At 45.9% G+C, this 25492-nt stretch carries 24 protein-coding genes; 10 read left to right on the plus strand and 14 right to left on the minus strand.

What is annotated here, in order from left to right; translation table 11 throughout:
* The first annotated feature begins 171 nt into the window (after positions 1-171).
* Positions 172-618 carry a MarR family winged helix-turn-helix transcriptional regulator gene (locus BUA17_RS18635; protein WP_244552179.1) on the plus strand — a complete coding sequence of 149 codons (447 nt, stop codon included), beginning with the start codon at positions 172-174 and terminating at the stop codon, positions 616-618.
* 51 nt (positions 619-669) lie between these two features.
* The gene (locus BUA17_RS18640; RefSeq protein ID WP_072734562.1) at positions 670-1503 is read left to right on the plus strand and encodes an alpha/beta hydrolase; all 834 of its coding nucleotides are present in this window, start codon (positions 670-672) and stop codon (positions 1501-1503) included.
* 170 nt (positions 1504-1673) lie between these two features.
* Here BUA17_RS18640 and sigK read toward each other — a convergent pair whose 3' ends face one another.
* From sigK to BUA17_RS18670, 5 genes are all read right to left on the minus strand, one after another.
* Positions 1674-2375, minus strand: a complete 702-nt coding sequence (sigK, locus tag BUA17_RS18645; RefSeq protein WP_064636235.1) for an RNA polymerase sporulation sigma factor SigK — start codon at positions 2373-2375, stop codon at positions 1674-1676.
* Between the two features lie 129 nt (positions 2376-2504).
* Positions 2505-2684: a hypothetical protein gene (locus BUA17_RS18650; RefSeq protein WP_063565447.1), complete on the minus strand. Its 180-nt coding sequence runs from the start codon at positions 2682-2684 to the stop codon at positions 2505-2507.
* Between the two features lie 411 nt (positions 2685-3095).
* Positions 3096-4169, minus strand: a complete 1074-nt coding sequence (locus BUA17_RS18660; protein WP_072734564.1) for a DUF3298 and DUF4163 domain-containing protein — start codon at positions 4167-4169, stop codon at positions 3096-3098.
* Between the two features lie 153 nt (positions 4170-4322).
* A complete protein-coding gene (locus tag BUA17_RS18665; RefSeq protein WP_072734565.1) occupies positions 4323-5573 on the minus strand; it encodes an MFS transporter in 1251 nt (416 codons plus the stop codon).
* Positions 5574-5598: 25 nt separating this feature from the next.
* Complete coding sequence (locus tag BUA17_RS18670) at positions 5599-6522, minus strand: ADP-ribosylglycohydrolase family protein (RefSeq protein WP_072734566.1); 924 nt, start codon at positions 6520-6522, stop codon at positions 5599-5601.
* 406 nt (positions 6523-6928) lie between these two features.
* On the opposite strand from BUA17_RS18670, the gene BUA17_RS18680 reads away from it, so the two are divergent.
* Positions 6929-7597, plus strand: a complete 669-nt coding sequence (locus BUA17_RS18680) for an HAD family hydrolase (protein ID WP_072734568.1) — start codon at positions 6929-6931, stop codon at positions 7595-7597.
* Positions 7598-7644: 47 nt separating this feature from the next.
* Complete coding sequence (locus BUA17_RS18685) at positions 7645-8817, plus strand: mannitol-1-phosphate 5-dehydrogenase (RefSeq protein WP_072734569.1); 1173 nt, start codon at positions 7645-7647, stop codon at positions 8815-8817.
* Between the two features lie 138 nt (positions 8818-8955).
* Here BUA17_RS18685 and BUA17_RS18690 read toward each other — a convergent pair whose 3' ends face one another.
* The 3 genes from BUA17_RS18690 to BUA17_RS18700 form a co-directional block, all read right to left on the minus strand.
* A complete protein-coding gene (locus tag BUA17_RS18690) occupies positions 8956-9843 on the minus strand; it encodes a hypothetical protein (RefSeq protein ID WP_072734570.1) in 888 nt (295 codons plus the stop codon).
* 142 nt (positions 9844-9985) lie between these two features.
* On the minus strand, positions 9986-10639 hold the full coding sequence (locus BUA17_RS18695) for a YkyA family protein (protein ID WP_063565438.1): 654 nt from the start codon (positions 10637-10639) through the stop codon (positions 9986-9988).
* A 41-nt stretch (positions 10640-10680) separates the two neighbouring features.
* Positions 10681-11583, minus strand: a complete 903-nt coding sequence (locus tag BUA17_RS18700; protein ID WP_240321431.1) for a polysaccharide deacetylase family protein — start codon at positions 11581-11583, stop codon at positions 10681-10683.
* A gap of 229 nt (positions 11584-11812) precedes the next feature.
* Here BUA17_RS18700 and BUA17_RS18705 point away from each other — a divergent pair, with 229 nt between their 5' ends.
* Together BUA17_RS18705 and BUA17_RS18710 are read left to right on the plus strand one after the other, a co-directional pair.
* Positions 11813-12757 carry a DMT family transporter gene (locus tag BUA17_RS18705; RefSeq protein ID WP_072734571.1) on the plus strand — a complete coding sequence of 315 codons (945 nt, stop codon included), beginning with the start codon at positions 11813-11815 and terminating at the stop codon, positions 12755-12757.
* Positions 12758-12857: 100 nt separating this feature from the next.
* Positions 12858-13694, plus strand: a complete 837-nt coding sequence (locus BUA17_RS18710; RefSeq protein ID WP_072734572.1) for a sulfurtransferase — start codon at positions 12858-12860, stop codon at positions 13692-13694.
* Positions 13695-13754: 60 nt separating this feature from the next.
* On the opposite strand, the gene BUA17_RS18715 is transcribed toward BUA17_RS18710, so the two are convergent.
* The 4 genes from BUA17_RS18715 to BUA17_RS31730 all read right to left on the minus strand — a co-directional run bounded on the left by BUA17_RS18715 (position 13755) and on the right by BUA17_RS31730 (position 17489).
* Entirely contained in the window at positions 13755-14342 is a 588-nt protein-coding gene (locus tag BUA17_RS18715; protein WP_072734573.1) for an imm11 family protein, read from the minus strand.
* 229 nt (positions 14343-14571) lie between these two features.
* The gene (locus tag BUA17_RS18720) at positions 14572-15633 is read right to left on the minus strand and encodes an NAD(P)/FAD-dependent oxidoreductase (RefSeq protein ID WP_280174363.1); all 1062 of its coding nucleotides are present in this window, start codon (positions 15631-15633) and stop codon (positions 14572-14574) included.
* A 68-nt stretch (positions 15634-15701) separates the two neighbouring features.
* Positions 15702-16409, minus strand: coding sequence for an ABC transporter substrate-binding protein (locus tag BUA17_RS31725; protein ID WP_348537083.1), 708 nt, complete (start codon positions 16407-16409; stop codon positions 15702-15704).
* Positions 16410-16427: 18 nt separating this feature from the next.
* Positions 16428-17489 carry a helix-turn-helix domain-containing protein gene (locus BUA17_RS31730; RefSeq protein ID WP_244552181.1) on the minus strand — a complete coding sequence of 354 codons (1062 nt, stop codon included), beginning with the start codon at positions 17487-17489 and terminating at the stop codon, positions 16428-16430.
* Positions 17490-17987: 498 nt separating this feature from the next.
* Here BUA17_RS31730 and BUA17_RS18730 point away from each other — a divergent pair, with 498 nt between their 5' ends.
* Positions 17988-18665, plus strand: coding sequence for an ankyrin repeat domain-containing protein (locus BUA17_RS18730; RefSeq protein WP_280174365.1), 678 nt, complete (start codon positions 17988-17990; stop codon positions 18663-18665).
* Positions 18666-18683: 18 nt separating this feature from the next.
* Here the strand turns inward: BUA17_RS18730 and BUA17_RS18735 are convergent, their stop codons facing one another.
* Positions 18684-19220: an NAD(P)H-dependent oxidoreductase gene (locus tag BUA17_RS18735; RefSeq protein WP_072734576.1), complete on the minus strand. Its 537-nt coding sequence runs from the start codon at positions 19218-19220 to the stop codon at positions 18684-18686.
* Positions 19221-19419: 199 nt separating this feature from the next.
* On the opposite strand from BUA17_RS18735, the gene BUA17_RS18740 reads away from it, so the two are divergent.
* The 3 genes from BUA17_RS18740 to BUA17_RS18750 all read left to right on the plus strand — a co-directional run bounded on the left by BUA17_RS18740 (position 19420) and on the right by BUA17_RS18750 (position 21698).
* Positions 19420-19782: a winged helix-turn-helix transcriptional regulator gene (locus BUA17_RS18740; protein ID WP_063565429.1), complete on the plus strand. Its 363-nt coding sequence runs from the start codon at positions 19420-19422 to the stop codon at positions 19780-19782.
* 44 nt (positions 19783-19826) lie between these two features.
* On the plus strand, positions 19827-20546 hold the full coding sequence (locus tag BUA17_RS18745) for an SDR family NAD(P)-dependent oxidoreductase (RefSeq protein ID WP_072734577.1): 720 nt from the start codon (positions 19827-19829) through the stop codon (positions 20544-20546).
* A gap of 294 nt (positions 20547-20840) precedes the next feature.
* Complete coding sequence (locus BUA17_RS18750; protein WP_083584767.1) at positions 20841-21698, plus strand: type II CAAX endopeptidase family protein; 858 nt, start codon at positions 20841-20843, stop codon at positions 21696-21698.
* Positions 21699-22057: 359 nt separating this feature from the next.
* Here BUA17_RS18750 and nagZ read toward each other — a convergent pair whose 3' ends face one another.
* Positions 22058-25492 carry a beta-N-acetylhexosaminidase gene (gene nagZ, locus BUA17_RS31735; protein ID WP_244552183.1) on the minus strand — a complete coding sequence of 1145 codons (3435 nt, stop codon included), beginning with the start codon at positions 25490-25492 and terminating at the stop codon, positions 22058-22060.

Consider the following 25492-nt stretch of genomic DNA (forward strand, 5'->3'; position numbering starts at 1 on the left):
AGCTGTTTACAAAGCATTTTCTCGGATTATAATTGAGAATGATTATCTTTGTCAATTATAAATATACAAAAAAAGGGACATTCGAATACAACCAAAAGAGCAGGTGATTATTCTAGCTGCTCTTTTTTTATCTTCTTTACACCAATATTGAAATCCGAGGTTGACATTAGTTTGATAACAAACTATATTACAAATATGAAAACGACAGACGCTATATCACTCATATCCAAAATTAAAGAGAAGGTCAACCGCTTCATTTTATCCGAGATGGCTGAGCAGGGAATTCAGGATCTGGCCACGTCCCATGGGGATATCATTTATGCCCTGTACAACAACTCCCGAATGACCATGGCTGAAATCGCCAAAAAAATCGGCAAGGATAAGTCCACGGTAACAGCGCTTGTAGACAAATTGGTGCGCAACGGTTATGTCGCCAAAGAACGTGATGTAACAGATTCACGGATTGTCCATGTGACATTGACTGCAAAAGGAGAACAACTTAAACCAGCCTTTGAACATATTTCACGTCGCATGCTGGACGCGTTTTATGCGGATGTTACTGAAGCGGAGAAAAAGGAACTGCTTCGAATTTTGATGAAAATTCACGGCAACTTCTAATTTTTTTTGGAGTGATAGTTTGATATAAAACTAATTTTGGAGGTTGTCCTAATGATCGATTTAACTCAATTGCTACCTAAACATGAAGTCAAAACGATAGGAAAACATGATTTGTACCTTGAAATATATGAAGGTGATACGGCTCCCCACTCTGTAAATTCAGTAACAAAGCCACCTCTCTTGTTTGTTCATGGCGCATATACAGGCAGCTGGATGTGGAGCAAATATATCCCCCACTTCGTTGAACAAGGCTGGAACTGCTACGTTATGAACCTCAGAAGTCATTACAAAAGCCGGGTAATGGACATGACGAAAATTACGTTTGAGGATTATTTGGAGGATATCCGCGAAGTTCTGGCAGAGTGCACAGCACCTCCTGTTCTCATCGGCTTCAGCATGGGCGGAATACTCAGTCAGAAGATTGCCGAGACGATTGCGTTAGCTGGATTGGTCGTGATTGATTCCAGTCTAAGCCAAGAAGTTCATCAATTGATTCCCTATCCTGAGAATGATCGAATTACACCTGACATTGTCCTCCCTCCCCCGGCCCGTGAAGAACATAGCAGTATCGATGAAACTGCGGAGGACATTGCATTTCAGCGTAAATATCTGCAGATGGAGTCATCGAAGGCATTTCTCACGTTCTCGGCGGCATTTGGGTCAAGCGGCGGTGTATCCATCAACGGCAATTTAATTACATGTCCGAGTCTGGTCATCAAAGCCGTAGAATCCGATGATGAGGAGCGAAGAGGTCAATTGACTGCAGAACAGCTTGGCGCTGAATATGCAGGGCTGTGGGATACAACCCATACCGGATTGCTCGTCGGCCAGCGATATTTGGAAGTTGTGGAGATCATCCTGAAATGGTTAAATCGGAAGAATTAAACTCAATGCAACTGAATATTACGTGTAGAATCCCTGCCACGTCTCCAGTGGTAAGCAGTACTCGTACTCTTTGATTTCCGCAGCAACTAAAACAAAAAAGCAACTCATCCGCAGACAAGTCGCTTCCTCTAAACGCTTTTGTTATCAGTATTACCTTGTAGCTTGTAATCTCACTGCTTCGCCTTATAAAACTCGTGATACAGTTTCATTAGCGCCCTCTTCTCAATCCGTGATACATAGGAGCGTGAGATGCCAAGTTCCTTGGCAATCTCGCGTTGGGTGCGCTCTTCCCCGCCTGCCTCCAAGCCGAATCGGCCGATAACAACTTCCTTCTCCCGATCATCCAAGATGTCGAGATTGCGGTAAATCTTACTTTTTTCAATCTTGAGTTGCACCTTATCTACAACGTCGTCGGCTTCTGTTCCGAGAATATCGATTAATGTAATTTCATTGCCCTCTTTGTCCGTTCCGATTGGATCATGTAGAGATACGTCTTTGCGTGTTTTCTTCAGAGAGCGAAGATGCATAAGTATTTCGTTTTCGATACAACGGGCAGCAAACGTAGCGAGTTTGGTCCCTTTGCCTTGTTGAAAACTTTCGATCGCCTTAATCAAACCAATCGTTCCAATCGAAATCAGGTCTTCCTGGTCTTCGCCAGTATTGTCAAATTTCTTGACGATATGCGCGACTAGGCGCAGATTGTGTTCGATAAGCAAATTACGCGAATGTGCGTTGCCTTCAGCCATAAGGCGTAAATGTTTGGCTTCATCATCCTCAGCCAGTGGCTGGGGAAATGCATTATTTTTGACATACGAGACGAGTAACGTTAACTCTTTGATGAACAGGGCAATTGCGGTAAACAATCCGGGCACAGATGACACCTCCTGCAGTTTTACAACGATCTGGCCTGAGCACATGTGGGAACAGGGTCGATTTATTGTATGTAGGCAGGGGCCCAGAAGTGCACGTACACTTGAAAAAGGGAGGTTATTCGCGAAGATTTATACACTCACTGAAACAATCGAGCCCACCTTTTGAAGGATGAGGAATTCTTTCTCGACACTATCGATAAAATACTTCTTCTCACCAAATATCACGACATCATTCTCGGCTAATTGAACATCGCTTTTGAAATAGATAAAATTGTCCGTTTCTCTGAACGCACCTTTGTAGTAGTACATGTTGTCACCTTCTTCTTGGAGAATTAAATGATCTAACCTACCTACTGTAATTACTATTCCTTTCGTTTAAAACACATCTTGTAAAGCATAAGCCCCACCCCAGATGAACAAATAAGATAGCCAAAGAACAAGAACAGTAAATAAATACCATGAAGATCTTCAGAAATCTGATTTACACCTTCAAACCACGCAGAACGAATAGGATACAATAGCGCTACCCAAATGATCAGCAAGATCAGAATATAATTAATTATTTTTCTCACAGTAACGATCCTTTCAGGTTCGAGTGGAAACTGGAAATAATAAATAGCAGCTCTTACAACGAAAGTAAAAAAGCCGCTAGATTAGCGACTTTCTATGGTACAATGTTTCCGCCCCGACACTTGGAGAGTACAAAATCAGCATCTTTTTCTAGTAATGTGAGATTGTTATGCCATGAATGATTCCCTCGGTTGAATTGGAGGCGAAATGGACCCGGGTGTCTCCAAAACGATAGGAGAGTAAATATTCTTCTTGAATATCAGGGTTCACACCCTTTTGACCTTTTCCCAATATCTTCTCAATGTCACTGAAGGTTTTCATAGGGAGAGTTTTCCAACTCAAATAAATATGGTCAAGACGGTCTGTGTCTCCCTCCCCAAAATTAAAGGAAGCATACTCTACCCCTTCAAATATCCAGAAAAGTCCTCCCATTTCCGGTTCATAATAGGGTTCACGATCTGAACTTTTCAGCGCTTTCGATACTTCTGCTTTCGTTTGTCCAAAACTTATATTTTCAAACCCCGGTATTCTCCCACTCTTCAACTCTTGAATGGAGTTTTTATTCAAATCAAAAAATGGTCTGCTCAGTTCAGACTGAATTTTGGAGAAAGGAACTTTTACCTCTATAAATCCGGCCGCATAAGGGCCAACTTCGTATGGATTAAATACCAAGACAATTCCTGTGTTTTGGTAGTAAAAGCTAGATGTATTCGACAAGGGAAAGTTATAAAAACTTTCCGGGAAAACATTCTCATTACTCTTTAGGTCTGATTCAATACCCTCAGCTAGATTAACAGCTTGTTTATTGGTTTGAACCACCTGGTTCAAGTAGAGGCGTTTTCCTGTTGTTAGATCATAATTATAAGTCGTTACTTCTTCATACCCGTGCGCGCCGCCTCTGAAATTATAATCTGTATATACAATAGATAGTAGGTTGTTTTGATTGTATTTAGTCTGTGCAGTGGTATTCCAGTAAAAGTAATCTTGCTGTTTTTTTAGATATGTATTCTGTATAGCGGCATTTACGGCATGGATTTTGAGTGTTTTATTTATTTTATCCCTAACCTTTTGTTCGCCGCCAATAACTTGAACATACTTTTGCCCTTTATACGAGTAAATTTTTGTCGTTACTGTGCTCGACCCGGCTGCATTCGCATCACTTATTGGGATTATAAATAGAAACACTAATAAGAAGCTTATTAACATAGCAAATGTTTTGTTCAAATTGAAATCCTTCCTTTCTAATTATTATGATATACCAATAATACTGTAACTTGGCTGGTTTGTCTTTTTCTAGTTGAAACTGTAATCCTTCCATAGAAAAGCCTCCATCCCACACGTTAATGCGGAGTGAAGGCTACATCTACCTGTCTATATTTAATTCACTGGTGCCGGCTCTACAGCATCGGCGATTTCCGGTAACCTCGTTTTGCGTTCCATTGTCACGCTAACGAATAATCCCACAAGTCCAAGTGCTGCAATAACTGCTGCATATAACGGTACCGAGATGAGCCCCGTATGCGTAATTGCAAACCCGCCCAAATAGGCACCACCTGCGTTGCCCAGATTAAAGGCTGAGTGACTCGACGTTGTCGCCAGCAGCGGTGCTTCGCGAGTCATATTCATAATTCGAATTTGTAGGCCTGGCATAATTCCAAAAGCCGCAATGCCCCAGCAGAAGATGGTGATTACCGCGAGATACGGATTATCCAGCGTCAACGTTAAGGCCGCCAACAGAACTGCCAATATACCGAAGTTAACCATCAAGGAAGGCATCAGCTTCCAGTCTGCCAGACGACCACCAAGCATATTACCCAATGTAACGCCGACACCGAACAGCACCAGAATCCAGGTCACGCTCTGCTCAGCAAAACCACTAATATCGACAAGCATTGGTGTTATATAGGTGAATACAGCGAACAGACTTCCACAGCCCAGCGCACCAATCAGCAATATTAATAACACTTGGGGGCGAACCAGATTCCGGAATTGCTGGCCAAGGTTTGCTGGCGGTCCCTGCTGAATCACCGGAATGAAACGAATGATACCAATCAATGAGATGATGCCCAGAATGGTAATAGCTCCAAACGATGACCGCCATCCTAGCTGCTGCCCAATGAAGGTACCAAACGGCACACCGATAATGTTGGCAATCGTTAATCCAGCCAGGACTACGGATACTGCCCCTGCCCTTCTCTCCGGTGCAACCAATCGTGTTGCCATCAGCGAGCCTACACCCAGAAACGTACCGTGGGCAAATGCCGTTAGAATACGTGCCGAGATGAGCAACCCGTAAGTTGGTGCAATAACAGACAATGCATTACCGATGATAAAAATACACATCAGCAGTACGAGCAGTTTTTTCTGGGGAATCTTGTGCGTGAACACGGTTAGTATAGGCGCACCCACCGCCACACCAAGCGCGTAGCCCGTAATTAACTGCCCTGCTTGGGGGATACTCACATTCAAATCCGTCGCTACATTGGGCAGAAGGCCCATAATAATAAACTCTGTCATGCCAATGGCAAAAGCCCCTACCGTCAGACATAAAAGGGATAAAGGAAACGCCCCTCGTTTAACAGATTTCGTAACTTGCGATTCCGTTTGAGATGAATCTGTCTTACGCATATGATGTTCTCTTCTCCTGTCTCTTCTATCTAGCTTCCGCCTTTGACCACAATGCCTCTGACAATTCGCCCAGCGTATCCTGCATGGCCAGCTTCTCTCGCCAGTGTGCCGGAATGCCGCTTAATCCATAATACGCTCCGGCGATTTGCCCATATACCGCTCCCGTGGTGTCCGCATCATCACCCAAATTCACTGCGAGCAGCGCACCCTCTTCGAAGGTCGATGATCGATGGAATGCCCATAACGCTGCTTCAAGTGAACGAACAACATAGCCGCTTCCCTGAATATCAGGCGGTGCTTTATCCCGGTATGATCCTTGGACAATTTCTTCAATCGCTGGTGAAAAAGATTTCTCTTCCCTCCACTGACGGCAGGTATCAGGCCGTAACATGACATCCTTGTCCGCTCCGCGCAGTCCTGCAACCAATATTGCCGCCAGTACTTCACATGCTTCCACACTTTCAAGGGCGGCATGTGTCGTTCTGGAACTCAACCCAGCATACCTCACTGCTTGATCCGGCTGGTTGGCATATGCCATGGCTACAGGTGCGAGCCGCATGATTGAACCATTCCCCGCAGTCATCGGGTTGGTTGAACCACTATACGCTTCACCGGTTGCTGCAAACCGTTCAAGGGCACCCCGAGTAGCCCCGCCAATATCAAAGCAGGTTCCCGTACTGCTCATATAACCCACCTGATACCAATTCGTATATCTGCGCATCTGGTCCCCGGGATCAAAGTTCTCTTTTCTCACCAAGCTTTCTGCCAGACACAGGGCCATCGACGTATCATCCGTCCACTGTCCAGGCGCCAGATCGAATACCCCGCCGCCCACAATATCGGTAACAGGCTCAAATGTGCCGGGACTGCTGAATTCCACTGTGGTTCCCAGTGCATCTCCCGCGGCAAGCCCAATGAAACAACCTTGGAAACGATCCTTATGCAGCATCGTTGATCCCTCCTCCGCGATTTAACTCTCAAATAACTTCTTCCATTCTCCCACATGGCTTGATATGGCGTAAAGAATTTTAATAGGTTCACACTGAAAATACAGGTTTTTCAGTACACCGCTTACACGCAAAGGGTATAACGCTTTTCCACTTTTATCATTTTCTGAAAACATCTCATCCATGTGCAAATTTTCCATGTAAACAATCATAACGCGCTTGACCCTTCCGTTTGTCCTATGTTACGGTTTTATTAGCTTATACACCTGTTTTTTCCCAAATTAATATTTATAACTTTGCTTTCACGTCAACTAATGTACCGCAAGTTAAAAGATTACGGTGTGTATTTGCAGAGAAATTCATTTAGCTTTATCCCAAAACTAATTCTGAAACAGGAGGAACAAATTTATGATTAAGGCACTGATTTTTGATTTCGATGGAACGATTATTGATACGGAGACAGCATGGTATGTTGCTTTTCGTGATGCCTACAAGGAACACGGCGTAAACTTAACCCTGGAGATGTACTCGCAATGCATCGGTACCAGTCTGAAAACATTTAATCCTTATGAGTACCTCATCACAGATTTGAATCTTCCGATCGATCGGGAAGCGTTCAGGGAATCTGTTCAGCTGCATCATGCAGCATTAATGAACAAAGAACAGGTAAGACCCGGTATCCAGAACTACCTTGATGCTGCACGCAAAGCTGGATTGAAACTTGCTGTCGCTTCAAGCTCCAAACGAGAGTGGGTTGAACAGCATCTGGAGCAGCTCAAGCTGAAGGATTACTTTGAAGTCATTCGCACCGCAGATGATGTTGCCCATGTGAAGCCTGATCCTGCATTGTACAATCAAGCACTTGAAGCCCTTGGAGTAACTGCAGACGAAGCCGTAGCGATTGAGGATTCACCTAACGGCGCGCGTGCAGCTGCTGCGGCTGGTATTCACTGCGTTGTCATCTCGAATACCATTACCGGGACACTTGATTTCGATATGCCTCACCAACGGCTGTCATGCCTGACCGACCTCGAATTTAACGATTTGATTTCGAAACCACTCGTCACTACGGTCTAAAGACTGAACGAATTTCGCATTTCAAACTTTAAAGGGGGAGTTCACACATGAAAGCTGTACATTTTGGTGCGGGCAATATTGGCCGCGGATTTATCGGTCATATGTTGTCCGCTTCCGATTATGAAGTCTGCTTTGTCGCACGTAACCCGAAGAAAATCGCCATGCTTCAAAAGAGGCAGGAATATCCCATTACCCTCGCAAATGCGGATCAGGATACAACGATTGTGAATAACGTAACCGCCATTAGTGTCGGCGAACAGGATCGCGTTGCTGAAGTGATTGCTTCAGCAGATCTGATCACAACAGCCGTCGGTGTATCGGCGCTGGAAGATATCGCTGAACCGATCGCCAAAGGCATCTATCTGCGTATGAAAAATAATAATTCTGCACCACTTCACATTATCGCTTGCGAAAATGCCATCGGAGGCAGCACTCGGCTGAAAAAACGGGTATATCCGTTTCTGGATGTAGAAACCCGTGAAAAAGCAGAACGTTATGTCTCATTCCCCAATGCAGCGGTTGACCGCATCGTCCCCGCTCAGGATCATAAAGACCCGCTGCAAGTTACCGTTGAGCCTTTCTATGAATGGGTGGTTCATCGCCCTGCACTGCTGGAAGGATTTAAGGAAATTGAAGGTGTGCACTACGTGGACTCTCTTGAACCTTATATTGAGCGCAAAATGTTTACGGTAAATACCGGTCACTGCGTTGCCGCATACTTCGGATATCTTGAAGGATTTAAGACGATCCGGCAAGCTATGAGTCATGCACCTCTTCGTGCCAAGGTACGCAAAGTGATGGAAGAAACCGGAGCCATGCTCATCGCCAAGCACGGTTTTAATCCACAGAAACACAGCAAATATATCGATACGATTCTCGAACGTTTTGCCAATCCGAACCTGACGGATCAGGTAACACGGGTCGGACGTTCGCCCCTTCGCAAGTTATCGCCTTACGACCGGCTTGTTCGCCCAGCGATGCAGGCCAGCGAATTCGGAATTGAAATTCCTCATTTAACTTCCGCTATGGCAGCCGCGATGCTGTTCAATCATGAACATGACGAGGAAGCCATAAAGCTCCAACACCTGATTCGCGAAGATGGCGTCTCTGCCTTCATTCGTGAGCGCATGGGAATTCCCGACGAACATCCCGTTCATCAGCATGCCGTTGCCCGTTATGAAGAGCTCAAAGGGCGACAGGAATCAACCATCTTAACCTGATTAACAATAGGTCAATGGGTTTGATCCCGCAAACTGAATAGACATACGAACAAAAAGCCGGGAGGAACCTATGCTTATCGCATCGTTCCTTCCGGCTTTTTCAAATTCACGACATACCTATTTAATATCGAAGCACGCTTACTCGTTCATGATGGAATTGATGGAGGCATAAACCATAGGCAGGAAGCCCTCTGAAGGTTCGCCAACCGGTGCATGGATATGGAAAGCGAAGCCATTGCCATCCAGCTCTTTTACGATGAAATACTCTGTTTTCTTATTGTTTTGAGACATCATGAACAATTTTGCCTCTTTCATCGGGCCGTTGCTAAGCTTTTCCTCACTTAATTGCTTGACCGCTCCGGTTTCTGACAGCTCTTTCTTCGCATCCACTTTCAGTTCCTTCAGGTTATAATCCGAAGGCAGCTTGTCAATCTCTACCTCGTAATCCGGATCAATCTTCATGGTCAATTCATGATCATCCGCATCGTAAACCATTGGTTCAAACACATATAATGAATACCCTTTGCCTTGAGCCAGTGTAACCGGGCGCTTTTCGGTCATGCCTTCCACGGTCACTTCCAGCTCGGATGTTTTGGCACGATTAGATGTAACATTACCACCTGCATTCGTACCGTTACCATCATTGGACTCGACCTTGGCGATTTCCGTAAGCACCAGCTGTTTAATCGTTGTATCGCCTTGAATGGCTTTCTCTACATATTTGAATTGAACGGAATCTTCATCGTCAATGTCATCCAAAGATTTCTGCAGATCTTCACCCACCTGGAAAGACATCGGTTCCTCTTTCACACGAATTTCAACCGTGTGCGGATCTGCCCATCCGGTCAAAATGCCTTCCGCTTCAATCACAGCACTTTCCTCAGGCTGCTTCCCTGGTGCCGGTGTCTGTTCTTCTGTATTATTCGCGGGTGGCTGAGCAGTAGGGCTACTATTGCCGCAGGCCACAAGCGAGAATCCCATAACCAAAACAAGTAATGATGCACTAATATTCATAGTATTTCGCATATGAACACCTCCGTTAGCTTATACGCAATGATGTTTGTCCATGTTGCCTGACTTGTTAACTTGACAGCTTAGTATTACTTACACGGCTGACCCGTCGCTCAATCATCGAAAGTGTTCAATGCTCCTTTGACACCATGAATAGTCAGCCAGCTTGCTCCATTTGCACAAGTTTCGCGTTGGCTCCGTTAAAAGCTTTTGTCTGCTTGTTAAACTGCTGTCTTAACTCGGCAACTTTGGCATATTGGCTGTTCCGTTCCCGAATCGCACGTTTGATTTTGACCAGATTGGGCTCCACACTGCCTCTCATCAATCCATATAACTGCTCGTCCGCATCAAGGCTCTGCCTGTAGGAGGCAACAAACGCTTCAAATGACGCAGCTCTTTGCTCATACTGATCCAATACCGTGTGGGCTTGAGCCAGGTTCTCTTCCTTTTCAAAGGATAATTGATCCAACGAAGTTCGCAGCTCTTCCATCTGTTCTTTAGTCCGGCTCATCACCGCTTCAGCTTGTTCCAGCAGTGTTCTTCGCTCGGCAATATGTCCGTCTGCCTGATCGAGCAAGGCCTCCAGATTACTGTTTTTGTTCTTTCCTTTACTCAGTATCGATCCGTATAATTCCATGTCTTCCCGTTCATGATGAACAAGTTCCTTCAGGCTCTGGTTCATCTCCTGATCGGTAAGAATTAGTTGATTAACTTGATTTGCCGCAGGTTCCTGCGGCTTTCCGCAAGCACTGACAAGCAGAGCCAGCAATATGCTGACCCCGGCCAGAGCTATCTTTTTTCTTCTAAGCACCTCGGGGTGCCTCCTCTCTTGCAACTGCTATGTTGTTATTCTTACAAGCGGGTGTCTGCGCTAAAATTGGATACCCAATGAGCATTCGGATCGTAGACCTCAAACTCATAACCCCGATCTTCAAGCAGCTTCAAAATGCGTGGCAGTGCCTGTACCGTTTGCTCGCGCTCATGCATCAGAATCACTTCCTTATCCCGATGCACACTGCTGCTAACCCGCTCCACGATTTTGTCCGGCTGACCTGGAAGATTCCAGTCGAGGGAGTCGGTGGTCCAATCCCACAGTTTGAATCCGGCCGCAGCAATGTCGCCCCTGAAGTCTTCTCCGATCTGTGGGCTACTGCCATACGGAGCACGAATCAGATGCGGCGTAAAACCGATCAGATCCTTGACCATCTTCTGCTCCTTCTTGAACTCCTTCACAAAGTTAGAGGAGCTTCCGCTCTTATACAATTTGTTATAGTTATGTGTCATGCTGTGAAGCCCAGGATAACTGCCCTCTTTGACAAGCCGCTCCACTGCTTCCTTGTGTTGATTCAACTGACGTCCAATCATGAAAAAGGTTGCCTTTGCCTCATGCTGCTTCAAAATATCCAGCAGTTGGTCGGTATATACACTTGGTCCATCATCAAACGTTATGTATGCCAGCTTGCGCACCTGACCCTGGAACCGCGCAGGCTCCTCTTTGGACTCCGGTGTCATGTCAATCATGCCAAGCTTGGTTGGCTGTTCAATCGCAGCTACTGGCGGAGGTGCTACATAATCCTTGATCCAGTGCGTCATGCCAATGAATGCATATGTTAAACCGATAATGAGCAGTGCCAGAAGCGCCAGCGCAGCACTCAGTCTCCCATACCGGATTTTTCTTCTTCCATGCGTCTTGGTTCGGCTTGTTCTATGCGGAATGCCGCCACTTTCTCCCGCTCTCTGTTGTTGAACTCTCACTTCCAGGCCACTTCCTTACTTTCATTTTTTCCCGATTATTGGTACATTATATCGTTTCATGTCTCTATATAGAAGATTAATAGAAAAATGGCCCTGGAGAATGACAGAATAGTTACAAGCCCGGTTACAATCTACTTATCTATTTCTTCTCTTATACTTTTCCTGCAGATGCATTCTCCTGTATAATAAATTGATTTACGCCATTTGACTTCAAGAAGGAGCTACATCCATGACTAGCTTGAACCGTGCCGGCAGGTCGATCTATCTGCTATTCTTTGTCGGCATTATTGCCATTTCGTTTTCTTCCATCTTTGTACGCTGGTCCACAGCGGACGTCGCCGTCATTGCGATGTACCGATTGTTCCTAACCAATCTGCTAATGCTGCCTTTTGTCTGGAAATACCGGCATGAGATGATGCGTTTAAACTTCAGACAGTGGGCTTTACTTCTCGCATCCGGCGTGATGCTGGCGCTACACTTCCTGCTCTGGATGGGATCGCTTAGGCTCACGAGTGTAGCTAGTTCAACGGTCATTCTCGCTTTGGAGCCTATATTAATTCTTGCGGGTTCCGTCTGGCTGTTCAAAGCCAAAATCAACCGTATGATGATCATCGGTATGGGCGTTGCCCTGCTTGGATCGATCGCTATTGGAGCTGGAGATTTCCAGTTGGCAGGCACAGCGCTGCGAGGGGATATTCTTTCTTTACTCGGAACGATCGCTGTGGCGGTACACATGCTGCTAGGACAGTTTTTACGTGCCGGACTGAGTGCATTCTCCTATAACTTCTGGGTATTTTTCGTAGCTGCCTGTACGCTTGCGGTATATAATCTGGTTAATGGTCACCCGTTTGGTGGTTATGCAGCTTCTGAGTGGGGAATTTTCCTGTTGCTCGCAATCGTGCCAACGATCTTTGGACATTATCTCTTCAACTGGCTGCTTCAATATATGAATGCTACGACGGTATCGATGGGGGTACTGGGGGAACCTGTATTTTCCTCTCTACTGGCCTGGATGCTACTCGGTGAATCCCTCAACGGGCTTCAGTTGTCTGCCGGGGTTGTCATTATTTTCGGGGTATGGATCTTCATTCGATATGGCAAAACCAAACCACAGCACATCCCCTCAGATGCTCCTGTATCTGGAAAAGGACCAATCGAACCTACAGCGGTGTAACTTGCATTTGTATTCAGATATTTTTAAATAAACAACTGGGACCTGCATCACGCAGATTCCGGTTGAATCCATCCCACTACATATAAGGCGGTGTGTTTTCATGAAAAATATTGTATCCATGCGCTGGCTGCTCGCCAGAATGTATGAACCAGATGTCGTCATTGCTGATTGCCGATTCCTGCTCGGTCAACCGGATGCCGGAAGACAAGCTTACGAGGCTGGACATATTCCAGGTGCCGTTTATCTCGATTTGGAAAAGGATCTGTCCGCTCCTGTATCTACGCACGGAGGGCGTCACCCGCTTCCAGATCCGACTGAACTGGCAAGTCGTCTCTCCAAAGCTGGCATCGGCTCGAATGCACGCATTATTGCCTACGATGACCAAGGCGGCATGAACGCATCGCGGCTGTGGTGGTTACTTCGTTATCTGGGACATGAACAGGTGTATATCATGGACGAAGGCTTCTCTGCCTGGCAGAATGCCAAGTTTCCAGTGACTACGGATGTGCCGGTTCAGATCCCGGCTTCGTTTAAGGTGAATGTGCAGCCAGGACTGTTGGCAAGTGTAGATGATGTACAACAAGCCTCTGCTGATGGCTCAGCTGTACTAATCGACTCCCGTGATGCTCGCCGCTATGCGGGTCTAGAGGAACCCATTGATGCCAAGGCCGGACATATTCCGGGTGCGGTGAATTATTTCTGGAAAGATGTGTTGGATTGGGATGGACGTTGGACAGATACTGGGGTGTTAGAGGAGCGTTTCAGCAAGCTGGACAAGGATGGTGCAATTATCGTGTATTGTGGTTCCGGTGTCTCTGCTTGCCCGAATGTGATTGCGCTGGAAGAAGCGGGATACTCAAATGTGAAGTTGTATTCTGGAAGCTGGAGTGACTGGATTAGTTATGAAGGGAATCCGGTGGCGACTGGGGAAGAATAAGGACTAAGAGCCCACGTCAAACGTGGGCTCTTTTGTGCTTCATTATATCCATGTAGAATTTTAGATGCTTACATTTTCGACTTCTGTAACGTTCAGATTCAGTTTATGTTTTCGGCATACCTCGTAAAAATCTTTTGAAATAATGGGTTTGAAGATATTTATATAATCCAGCATAAAAAATTCATGCTCGCCAATTCGCTCTTCATGAAGGCAGATTCGAGATACAACTTTGACGATCTTACGTGGAGGCTGTTGTACAGATGCAGCAATGACCGTTTTGCGTCCATATTCCGAACGTTCATAATCGAAAACATCCAAACGCTCAAGCTGATGTGCAGTCCAATAGGTTTTTTCAACCGAACGACCGTCGTGGTAACACACCGTTGTCGGAATAAACTGTGTATTTGTTTTAGTTTCCTCCAACAGCGTTTTAAAACGATCTGATACGTGTCTCGTTCCTGTGATCGTCTCAAAATAATCTACATTCAGGTTGCGCACCGTAGACAGTAACTCAACATCTGCCGTTGTCCCCTCTGGCAGCGGATTCTCTATCGCCAAATAGTTCATATCTAATTCGGGAGTGAAGGTCGTTCCGCCACTAAAAAACCCTCGACGTGGATATTGAGATTCCAGAAAATAATAGTTCATAGAATGATATCTCCTTTCCGAATGAAGTGCTTTTCAATCAACTACAAAGAGGTTAAATGGCAGGGTTTACGAACATGGAGTTGTATTCCGAGAGCTGGAGCGAACGGATTAGTTATGAGGGGGATCCTGTGGCGACGGAGGAGGAATAGCAGAATTAAGCAAATATATAGTATGTAATATAGAGTACATCTGTCATGTGGCGATGTACTCTTTTATTTTTCGTATAGTCCTAAAATCGGGAGAGTCGACAAGGGTCTAATTCACTTCTTGATTCCCGATCGATGATTTCACTTGCAGCCAGACGTGCAATCAACGGTGCCAACGTAATTGCAGAATGCATCACGGTTAGATAAAGTCCCTTTACGTGATCCTGGAAACCCACAATCGGATAGCCGTCTTCAGGCATAGGTCTCAACCCGACCTTTATGCTTTCCAGTTCCAGTTGATTCCCATCTTTCAGACTACGACGCAACGTGTCGAACGCTCGCTTACCAACCGCCTCTGGTCCGTTTTCCTCCGACTCGTCGATATAATCTTCCGCAGCCAGCAGCGTATATTCTGTCAGTTGACGCGCTTCAAATTGAGCATTTGAGATTAATGTATGTATCAATTTATTCGTCGATTTCATCCGAATCAGAATGGAAGGCGACGACGTAACCGGCACAGGACAACCTAACGGGTTGCAAAGTTCGGGAACGCCTGCACCTGCGGCCAATACTACGACATCCGACTCCAGAAAACCGTTGGACGTATGCACGCCGACCAAGCGGGAACCTTCTTGCTGAAGCTGTGTAACGTTGGTATCGAACTGAACCTTTGCTCCGTACTCCCTCGCTTTGTTCAACAACAGCTCCGTTATCTCTATGGGGTCTACCGCACCTTCTTCGCTGACATACATCGCTTCGTCCGGATATTCCAGCAGATTCGGCTCCAATGCCTCAAGCTGCTCCCGGTTTAATTTTTGAAAGTGGGGTTGCTCCCTTAGGGGTGGAGTGTCCCAAGTTAGCGCTCCATGCCAATGAATTTTCAGTTCGGGTAACTCTTGCTGAAGCGTATGATATTCTTCCAAAGATGCATCGTACAAATGCCAGTAATCGGGAGCCACCCTATGAGTAGTATGTATCCAGGCAAACGATTTTTCCGTGACTTCACGCGCCGCTGCAGGATGTCGTTCAATAACGGTTACATCTTGATTTCGTTTGGCCAGATGATAGGCCATGGATGCCCCCACAATCCCTGCGCCAATAATCACAATTTTTTGTTTATTCAATAATGACTCCTCCTTTTTCACCCTATTGTAACAGGCGTTAATGAGTTCAGGCTCTATTCACCTTATCCAACAGAAAGATGATTCTCCAATTAATCCACGGTTTTAAGCAAGCTATCCACAATAAAGTCAAGCTGTTTGTCTAGCGAATATATATCATTGTAGAAAAATAAACCAAAGCTCATATCAATCAGACGTCCTTCTTTGACTGCTGGGAGGTTGTTCCAAATGGTATTGTTCGAAAGATCTATCATTCCTTCAAAGCTAGAACGGAATATATAATCACCTACAAATTCATGTAATACTTCATAAGAAACGTCCTTGCTAGTCGCATCGTTCCTTGCGTTTTCAATTTCGCGTTGCAAGACTTCAGGTGCTTTCATCCCTAAATATTGATAAATAATCTGCGAACCCCGTCCATAACCCAAGCCTGTCATTACAGCCATAGAACCTTTGTTGCTTTCCATAATAGTCGCGGTTTTATCCAAAATACCTGCTTGTTTAAGTTTTTCCTTACTTTGCTCAACCTTTTTGCGAAAGTTATCCAGCATTTCCTGAGCTTGTCCCTCTTTACCTAGAAATTCACCAAGCAATTTCATACGTTCTTCTACTGCCAGATCATAAGGAATGTATACTGTAGGGGCAATTTTTTTGAGCCCCTCATATATTTCTTCATTGGTAACGATAATGAGATCGGGATTAAGCGCAGTTACTGCTTCCGGGTCTGGTTTGAATGCACCCAAGGAGGTAACACCATCCAGTTCGCTCGCAAAAGCTGCTCCTTCTTCTACAGAAGAGATCCCAACAGGATTTACACCTTATGCAAGTAAATCACCCATTAAATACAGGACAACTACTCGTTGTGGATTAACCGGCACTTCAATATCCCCTTTTATGGTGGTTACGGTCTTCGTTTGAGATGTTGTAGCTGTAGGATTGGAGCTGTTGGCCTCTACCTGGTTCGTTGACTTTCCGGTGCCTTCATTTGCTGAAGGACTCCCTGTCCCACCAGTTGAACACGCGCTGAGCAATAGGGTTAAACAAAGTAATAATGTGATAGCTAAGGGTGTCTTTCTACTTCTGTACATCAATAATTCCTCCTCAAATATATGCTGATTATGATAATCATTATCAATATATAAGGAAGTCTCATCCTCTACAATACCTAATCGTGCCACTGTGGATGGTACATTAGGACTTGCATGCTGCTTTCGATAACGAATGGGTGCAATACCCATATATTTTTTGAACATTTTAGCTAGATAATATCCATCCGGATAACCAACAGCCTTGGCAATTTCTTGTAAAGTAGCATTTGTAGCAAGCAGCAGTTCCTTCGCTTTGTTCATACGGATTTGAATGACAAAATCAATTGGACTATGACCTGTCTGGCGTTTGAATAGTCTTGATAAATGTCTTGGACTGGTGTCCATGAGCTCTGCTAACAGGTCCATTGTAATGGGTTCAGCATAGTGTTCCTGCATATAGTATTTCATTTGTGCAATCAGGTCTGGCTTTATTGTAGGTACGCGTCGATTGTGGATTTGCCATAGCAACTCGTATACAAATTGATAAAATAATGACTTTACATGGAACTGTTCCAATGGTCCTTGCTCTTCCCATGCTGTCATCATGTATTGTACTTTGTCCGACAAGGAAACAGGATGATCTGGTGCAAAGCCATATTGAAGCCGGAAGGGATTACGGTGTTCCATCATGTCCAGAATGTCTTGACGTTCAGGAAGTGGGATGCTGGCTTTGTAATAAATCATATAATAATCAAGGACTTCTTCAACAGGCAAAATATTCAGGCAACAGCCCTTTCCACCATGCAAAATATGGAATCGTGTGACTTGATGATCATTTCCATCCAGCTGCATAACTGCATTGCCACGCACCGTGTATAAGAAGCAGCTAGCAGGGAACCGGTAGGCGTGAAGGTCCTCCTTCATTTGCATCGTGATATGGCGAATATCCATTATTTTAATAGATGCCTTGTTCCATAGTAAAAGATGTTCATTTAAATGTAAGATGGCTTTTCAGCTCCTCAAATGCAGTAAGTATATTATTATTATTATTATAACTATAACTCTCAACGATCGTAGTATGAGGTCGAAAAATAAACCTTGATGTAGTTGGGTAGGTACACCTCTCCCCAGGACATTATAATCATTCCACGAATATGTAAAGTACAGCGGAAATTTACAAATAGCTAAAATGAATCGTTTTGGTTTAATCTGAGTATTTATTCGGAAGGGGAGTTGAGTATGGAATTTATTTACGAAGATGAGCGACTTGCAGTGAGCGTTGTCCAAGCGATTCACACTGGGGATATTCCATCGCTAAGGAGACTACTCGCAGAAAATTCAGGGTTGGCCATGACAAGAATTATTGAAAGAGATCCTAGCAACGAAGGTGACAGTTCTAGCATATCTCGAACGCTGTTGCATGTGGTGACAGACTGGCCAGGTCACTTCCCACATGGATCGGATACCGTAAAGTTATTAGTTGAGTTCGGTGCAGAAGTGAACAGTCGCTTCATGGGTTCGAACAACGAGACACCACTTCATTGGGCTGCGAGCTCAGATGACATTAACGTGCTTGACGCGCTTCTTGATGTTGGCGCCGATATCGAAGCGTCCGGTGCAGTGATCGCCGGTGGCACGCCACTAGACGACGCAGTAGCATTCGCTCAGTGGCGTGCAGCACGTCGATTGGTTGAACGGGGAGCGATTATTGCACTTTGGCATGCGGCTGCGCTTGGACAGATCGACGCAATAAAGGCCCATTTTAAAGGGGACAAGCTTCCTGAGCGCTATCCTTGGGGAGCAAGCAGCTCTTTTCCTCCCGACAAGGTTACCATCGCCTTCTGGTGCGCTTGCCACGGAGGACAACGACAATCAGCACAATATCTCCTTGAACAAGGTGCCGAACTGAACTGGATATCCACCTGGGATGGGTTAACACCACTGGACACAGCAAAACGTAGTTTTTCTCATGAACTAATTCAGTGGCTTGACCGTCAAGGCGCTAAATCTGCAAGCGAACTGGATTGATATTTGGGGTTACAGCAGTTAAGGTCTACCTTGCTCATAGATATATCGGATATAATCTTGTGCACTTTGGTTAATTTCTTCATCGGTTGCTTGGAATGAGGCACCGAAGACTGCAAAATACGGTAAAGCTACGGCGCCAACATGATTTATGCTGGCTTTGAAAGGCGTGACTACCTCATCTAAGGTAAAAGATACTGAACCCTCCCTCGTGTAATTTTCCTTCTTATCGCCAATGGATATGGCCAAACCCATCTTTTTCCCATGCAGTTTGTTACCTGTTGATCCATACGCCCATCCATAAGTAAAAACATCATCTAGCCACTTTTTTAGCAAAGGCGGATAGCTGTACCAATATAACGGAAACTGCAAAATAATATGATCATATGCTTCGAGTAACTTCTGTTCTCTGGACACATCGATGTTCCAATCAGGATATGCTTTATAAATCTCATGGATTGTAATCTCGCTCGAGTGTTGCATCAGTTCCTCTTTCCAGCGTTGATTTACTCTTGAAACCTCTATATTAGGATGCGCCAGAATGACGAGTGTTCTCATATTTACATTCCTTTCTCGGTTCAGTTTCAGACTTCTTTTTCGAATATGGCCATTATCATATAAGCCTGAAAAAAAGAAAATACACACCCGAAAGTAAGATGGTTACTTCAAAGTGTGTATGGACTTCATCAGCCATATTGTGAGAAAATAAATAGTTATAGCACATCAACAAGATGTAACATGAACGAGGTGATATGTCATGAAGCAATATAACCTGGGAATCGAAGCGACACTCGAAATTATTGGCGGCAAATGGAAAGCGCTAATCATATGTTTATTAATGTCTGGCGTGAAAAGGACAGGCGAATTACAGCGCAGTATAGACGGTATCTCGCAAAAGGTCCTGATCCAGCAATTACGTGAGCTTGAGAAGGACGGCCTTGTCAGAAGACATGTTTACCAACAGATGCCGCCCAAAGTCGAATACAGCCTTACAGAGTATGGAGTTACCGCCAACAAGATTGTGGATGTGATGTGCACATGGGGGCGGGAAAATATAGCATTAAGGCAACAACAAGGAGAAGAAATTATACTATTGGAAAATAAAGAGCCTGCTCTTTGAGCTGGTAACCATAGAACGACACTTTGAAAAGAAGGTGACTAGAATTGAAAAACTATCTTGTATTTGGTGCTAGCAAAGGATTAGGAGATGCATTTGTCAGGGGTGTGCCCGAGCAAGGCGATAAAGTCTGGGTCGTGTCTCGCACGAAACCTGACAACTTGAAGCTGGACGATGGCGTAGAACGCATATGGATACAGGCAGATCTGTCTGATCTCCATGCATCCAAACAGATCTGCGATGCGCTTCAGAACGAGACTTTGGATGTTCTCATTTACAATGTGGGCATTTGGGAAAAAGAGGGGTTCGAGGACCACTATACGTTCGATAAGGACACCCCCGCCGACATCAGTAATCTGATTCATGTGAATGTAACATCCACTATTGTGTGCATTCAGGCCTTATTACCCCACCTCAGGAAATCAACAGCAGGCAAAGTCATTCTTATTGGCTCGACTGCGGGTCTGAGCAATGCGAACAGCACTCAGGTATCTTTTGTGGCCTCCAAATTTGCCATTCGTGGGGTTACAGAAGCCTTGAGAGAACATACAAGAAAAGACCGGATCGCGGTTACGTGTATCAACCCGGGGGAACTCGCAGCCGAAGTTCCATATAAAGATGGCATTGACCGCGCTCTTTCCGAATATAATGGTACACGCATCCCTCTTCAGGATATGGTTTCTATCGTAAAATGCATCGTCAGCCTGTCCAATGCAGCCTGTGTAAAAGAAATTAACATTCCGGCAATTACGGATTTGAACGCTTAATTAAAATTTCAACGGGATTAAAAAGAATTTCCATGACAACCAGAGAAGAATAAACATAAAGAGCGCGTTGGAAACGTGCTCTTTGTGCTGCCGCAAAGGAAGTTAACATTTTATTAAATGGACTAACAGATGGCTTAAATCATTTCAATTTTAAAAAACCTCACTATACTTTAGTCCTGCCCTTACTGGGCTAGGGTCTTGGATAAAGACTGGGCTTGAGTTTGTTCTGATTAGGATATATCCACTGCTATACTGCAAAGCGATATACATATTTTGATAAAAGGAGCTATCACAATGAGAACAAATTTCAGCACCATGCCCAGCACGAGTTCAGAGAAGGAAAAGGTCCAAAAAGCCAGGCGAGGACTACTCGTTTTCTTTGCCATGCTCATTCCTCTCTCCATCCTTAGTTATGTACTGATCATGAAAGCACCGATTTTCGGTCTGCTCCTCATGTGGACACCCGGATTGTCCTCCATTTTCGCCCGTATAGTGCTGCGTGAAGGCATCTCGGATATTTCCTTGCGGATTGGTGGGAAGCAAACACTGAAATCGTTGCCCTTCATCTTGCTCTTTCCAGTCGTCATTGGTTTATTTGCTTATGGAATCGCATGGATTACGGGGCTGGTTCAGTATGTTACACCGGACTCATTCATTGAAGGCCCATCTGGTGTTGTCCTTGCAGGAACGATACTTTTTCAAATGTTTGCAGGTACAGCAATCGGTATAATCAGCAGTTCAGGAGAGGAGCTCGGCTGGAGGGGCTATATGCTCACTCGACTTATTAACGCCCGTGTACCTAGACCCGTGCTGACGAGCGGAATTATTTGGGGGGTATGGCACCTTCCCGTAATGCTTTTTGCAAATTATTATTCCGGTCCATATCCTGCCTTATCGGTTATCCTGTTTATGATTTCAGTGACCTCTTTCAGTTATCTGATCAGCCGCTTGCGCTTAACAACGGGCAGCATATGGCCTGCGATTCTCCTCCATGCATGTTGGAATGCCGTGATTCAGGATGCCTTTGATATATCTTCCAGTGGCAAGAACGTTCTGCTATGGACTGGAGAATCCGGAATATTAGTGGCTCTCGCCTTGCTGATTGCAGCATGGTTGATGTCGAGAAAGCCTCTTGTCATAAGGCAGCTATAAACTATTGCTATAGGTGAGGATATATAAAACTTTTTGAGAAGACGACGTTGTTGTAGTCTAGTTAGCCAACGGGTTATGGCCCATTATCCTAATAACGTCTTTGCACAAGAAGCGAGTGACGGAATTCGGAGCTAAGTGAACGTGTTGTCTAGGGAAGAACATCAAAGTCTTAAAATTGACAAAAGCCCGCAAAGTAGCGGGCTTTTCAATTTTCCGTCATGGATCCTGGCTTTCAGACTAGGTCGCTTGTAAGAATAAAGGCTGGCAAATACATGCAAGCTTTTGTGCTTTTAACATTTTGAGTTTTTGTGCTTTTGGATATGTTTCATTACCCTATTGAACAGCTCATCATTGAAAAGTCACTTTGATGCTGTCATGCACTCCACCAGTGCCCGCAGGGAGTAATCGGAGGTGGAACACAGCAGAATGCATGCGGCTGTCTGTGGCAGTGCGGTGTCATCATAGGGATTGCGCAGTACCAGATTTAGCAGTGGCTTAACCGCAGCCAAAGCCTCAGCCAGATCCAGCTGGCCTGTGAATAGATGGGCATTAAGGGTGCCCTGGATAACGACATCCACATCAGCAGCTTGTAGAACCAGGGACTTTATCTGCTCGGTATCCGGCTTCATTGCGCAGTAGCACGTTTGCACAGCCAAGCCTTCATCCCTCAATAGGGAGGTTAACCTGATCTCCGCAGAACCACTATTATCGGCCTGGGTCAGCTGCTCCTGCAGCGGCAATATAAGCAAATATTTCAGCGAATCCTTGAGTGGCACCAGGCCGTGCGGGTCCCGGCTAACTTTCACGGTCATACGAGCCAGCTTCAGTGCCGCCTCTTCCCACTGCTCTCTAGGAATCGGCTGTGCAGCCGCCTGGTACTGCTTGAATTGGTCATACAGCTGCCGAATACGAAGAACCGACTCGTCGATTTCCTCCTCATTGATTCTCCCATCCCGTACAGCTGACAGAATACCCGCGATGACCTGGCTCTGAAACTCCGGCGTATGGCACATCAGAATAATATCGTTCCCCGCCTGAACGGCCAGAACCCCTACCTCTTCCGGGCTGAAATTTTTGCGAATTGCCCCCATTTCGATATCATCCGTGCAGATCACCCCCGTAAAGCCCAACTGCTTCCGCAGCAGTTCCGTGGCAAAAAAAGGACTGAGTGAGGCCGGAAGTCCGCCCGATTCGGCAATGTTAGGAAACACCAGATGACCCATCATGATTGAATCCACACCGGCTCGAATTGCTTCAACAAAGGGAAGCAACGGACCCTCCATCAACTGTTCAATCGTCAGCTCACACTCGGGTAGGACAATATGCGAGTCTCCGCTCACTTGCCCGTGGCCGGGAAAATGCTTTGCCGTCACGGCTACACCTGCTTCATGCATCCCTTGAATATAGGTGCGGCCGAATTGGGCCACCATCTGCGGGTCCTCTCCGAAGGAGCGAACACCCACAACCGGATTATCTATATTCGTGTTCACATCCAGCACTGGTGCCCAGTTCATGGGAATACCAAGGGAGTGCAGCTCACTGCCGATGATTTTACCGAGCAAACGCGCGGCTTCCGGATCTTCACTTAACCCGGCTGCCCTGTTGCCAGGGATATAGGGAAAAAAGGACTTAAACTTGGATAGGGTTCCACCCTCTTCATCTACCGAAACATAATAAGGCATAGGGCTGCCGTTACCTTCGGCTATGTTCTTCACTTCTGCTAGCAACGCATGTGTCTGCTGCTCGCTCTCAATATTATGGGGAAAGATGCCGATTCCCCCGAATCGGTGCTGTGCCATTCTGACGCGAAACTCCGGCTCGGCCCCAGTCGATGGTGTGCCTACTACGCACATCAGGGCTATTTTGTCTTCCAGACTCAATGCCGTCAGATCAGTTTGTGTATGGATTGCGTTCAGACCCAGTTCTTGATAGAGCGTGCGCTCCAGATAATCATGCAGATAGAACCTTGATTTCACAAAGTGCTCCGCCATATCATAAGGCTGGTAACGCTCCAGCGCAGCCTTCATCCGAGGGACGACCCCCTCACGTCCACGGCGGTTTCTCGTATAATTGTTATGGAGTGAGCGCCACTCCGCATCGTCTCCGGGATACAGCTCCCAGCGGTAAGCATACTTATGGATTGCCCGTGAACGATCTGTCGCCACCTCAAAATCATGCATGATCGCAATCAGTTCCGCTTCTTCCTTGTGCTCGCGCACTTCGTCCATCAGCTTCCAGATCACATCATAATAATCCTCCACCCTGTAATTGCCGAGAAGGTTGTGTCCGGTAACAGGATCAATGCCATGAAACTGTTCCAGAAACCGGTCGATGTAGGTGGCGGTATTCGCTTTGCGGTTCCAGGCCAAATCCGCGTGCAGTAGCATGGGATACCAGGTAGTTTCAAAAATACCATATGGAACACCGAGGCTGAAAGGCCCCGTCCAGTTGGTAGCAACTACACAGTCAAGATTCAGTTTGTCGGCCGTCTCTGCCCACTGAAGCAAGTTATCTGTCCGGTTCAGCAGTACCGGATAATTCTGATGTTCAGCCCAATCAAAGCTGCGGACTGCTGGCGCTCCCATAACTTCAATGCCGAGCGCCCTGAATTTATTGGCATGCGAAGTAACTTCCGCTTCGATATTGCGCCCGTTGTAGATCCAGATCATGGCGACACTTCGCTGATCCAGCTTAGACAGTTCCTCTGGCGGGCATTTATCCAGCATGTCATGCCAGAAAATCGGCTGTTTTCCCCGTTCTGCCGTAAATGCAATCAGACGGTTCACAAAGGCGATAAAAGCTCGTTCCCGCACACCCCCAAACTCGATTTTGCAGCGTTCGCACTCGCATAAGCTGTAGACCTCGTCACACCCGAGGTGAATATAACGCGAATCCGGGTGGGCGTCGATCATCTCTTCGAGTAAAGTGGTTATCAACCCAAAGGTTTCTGGATGCGATGGGCAGATCTCCCCGGTGGACTGCTCTGTCTCGCGAAGATGCCGCCAACCTTCGTGGCGTAATACATATTCCAGATGTCCAAAGCTCTGCTGGAGCGGAATAATCTCTATAAAGTGATCGTGGGCGCTCCGCTTCAGTTCTTCCAGCTGTGAACGACTTAACGCATGTTTTGGATGTGCGAACTCGGGATGCAACTGAAATGGGAACTTATCCTCATATTCAATCAAAATCGCGTTCGTCTTATAACGGGCGAATTCAGCCAAATACTTCGTCAACAGTTCCGGCTTGGAGAACGTCTGACGCAGGTCAAAGTTCATTGCCCGCATAGGTGTATCCGGCCAGTCGGTTATGGACACCGCCGGGATAACCCCATCGGGTCCATTCAGTTGTACCAATGTCTGCAATCCATAAAATAGACCCGCCGCATCCAGTGCGTAGACTTCAGCCCTTCCGGCCGACACCTCCAGCTTATACCCTTGTGGACGTCCGTCCAACCCAGTCAGATCCGTTCTGTCTTGTTGAGTAAACGAACTGAAACTAGGGATGGTCGGGCTCTTCTGTTGTGTTCCCAGGACTTCATGAATGGCAGGGGCTCCATGTTCCTCATCGACTACCTGCTGCGTTTCCTGCCCTGAGAGATTTTCGATTATTAACAAATAACCCTTTTCTATTCTGGAGCATGTATATTCCATCCCCGGAAATGCCCGGCGACAATGAATTTCCAATCTGGGATCATCCTGTTCCATGAAAAGACCCCATCTTTCCTCGCCATTCAGTCGCAAGGCTTCTCCTTCGCTCGATGCAATTTGCTTCGGTTGTGGTATCAAGCTTGGCAT

The sequence above is a fragment of the Paenibacillus sp. ov031 genome (assembly GCF_900143165.1).
In the GTDB taxonomy this organism is placed as follows: domain Bacteria; phylum Bacillota; class Bacilli; order Paenibacillales; family Paenibacillaceae; genus Paenibacillus; species Paenibacillus marchantiae.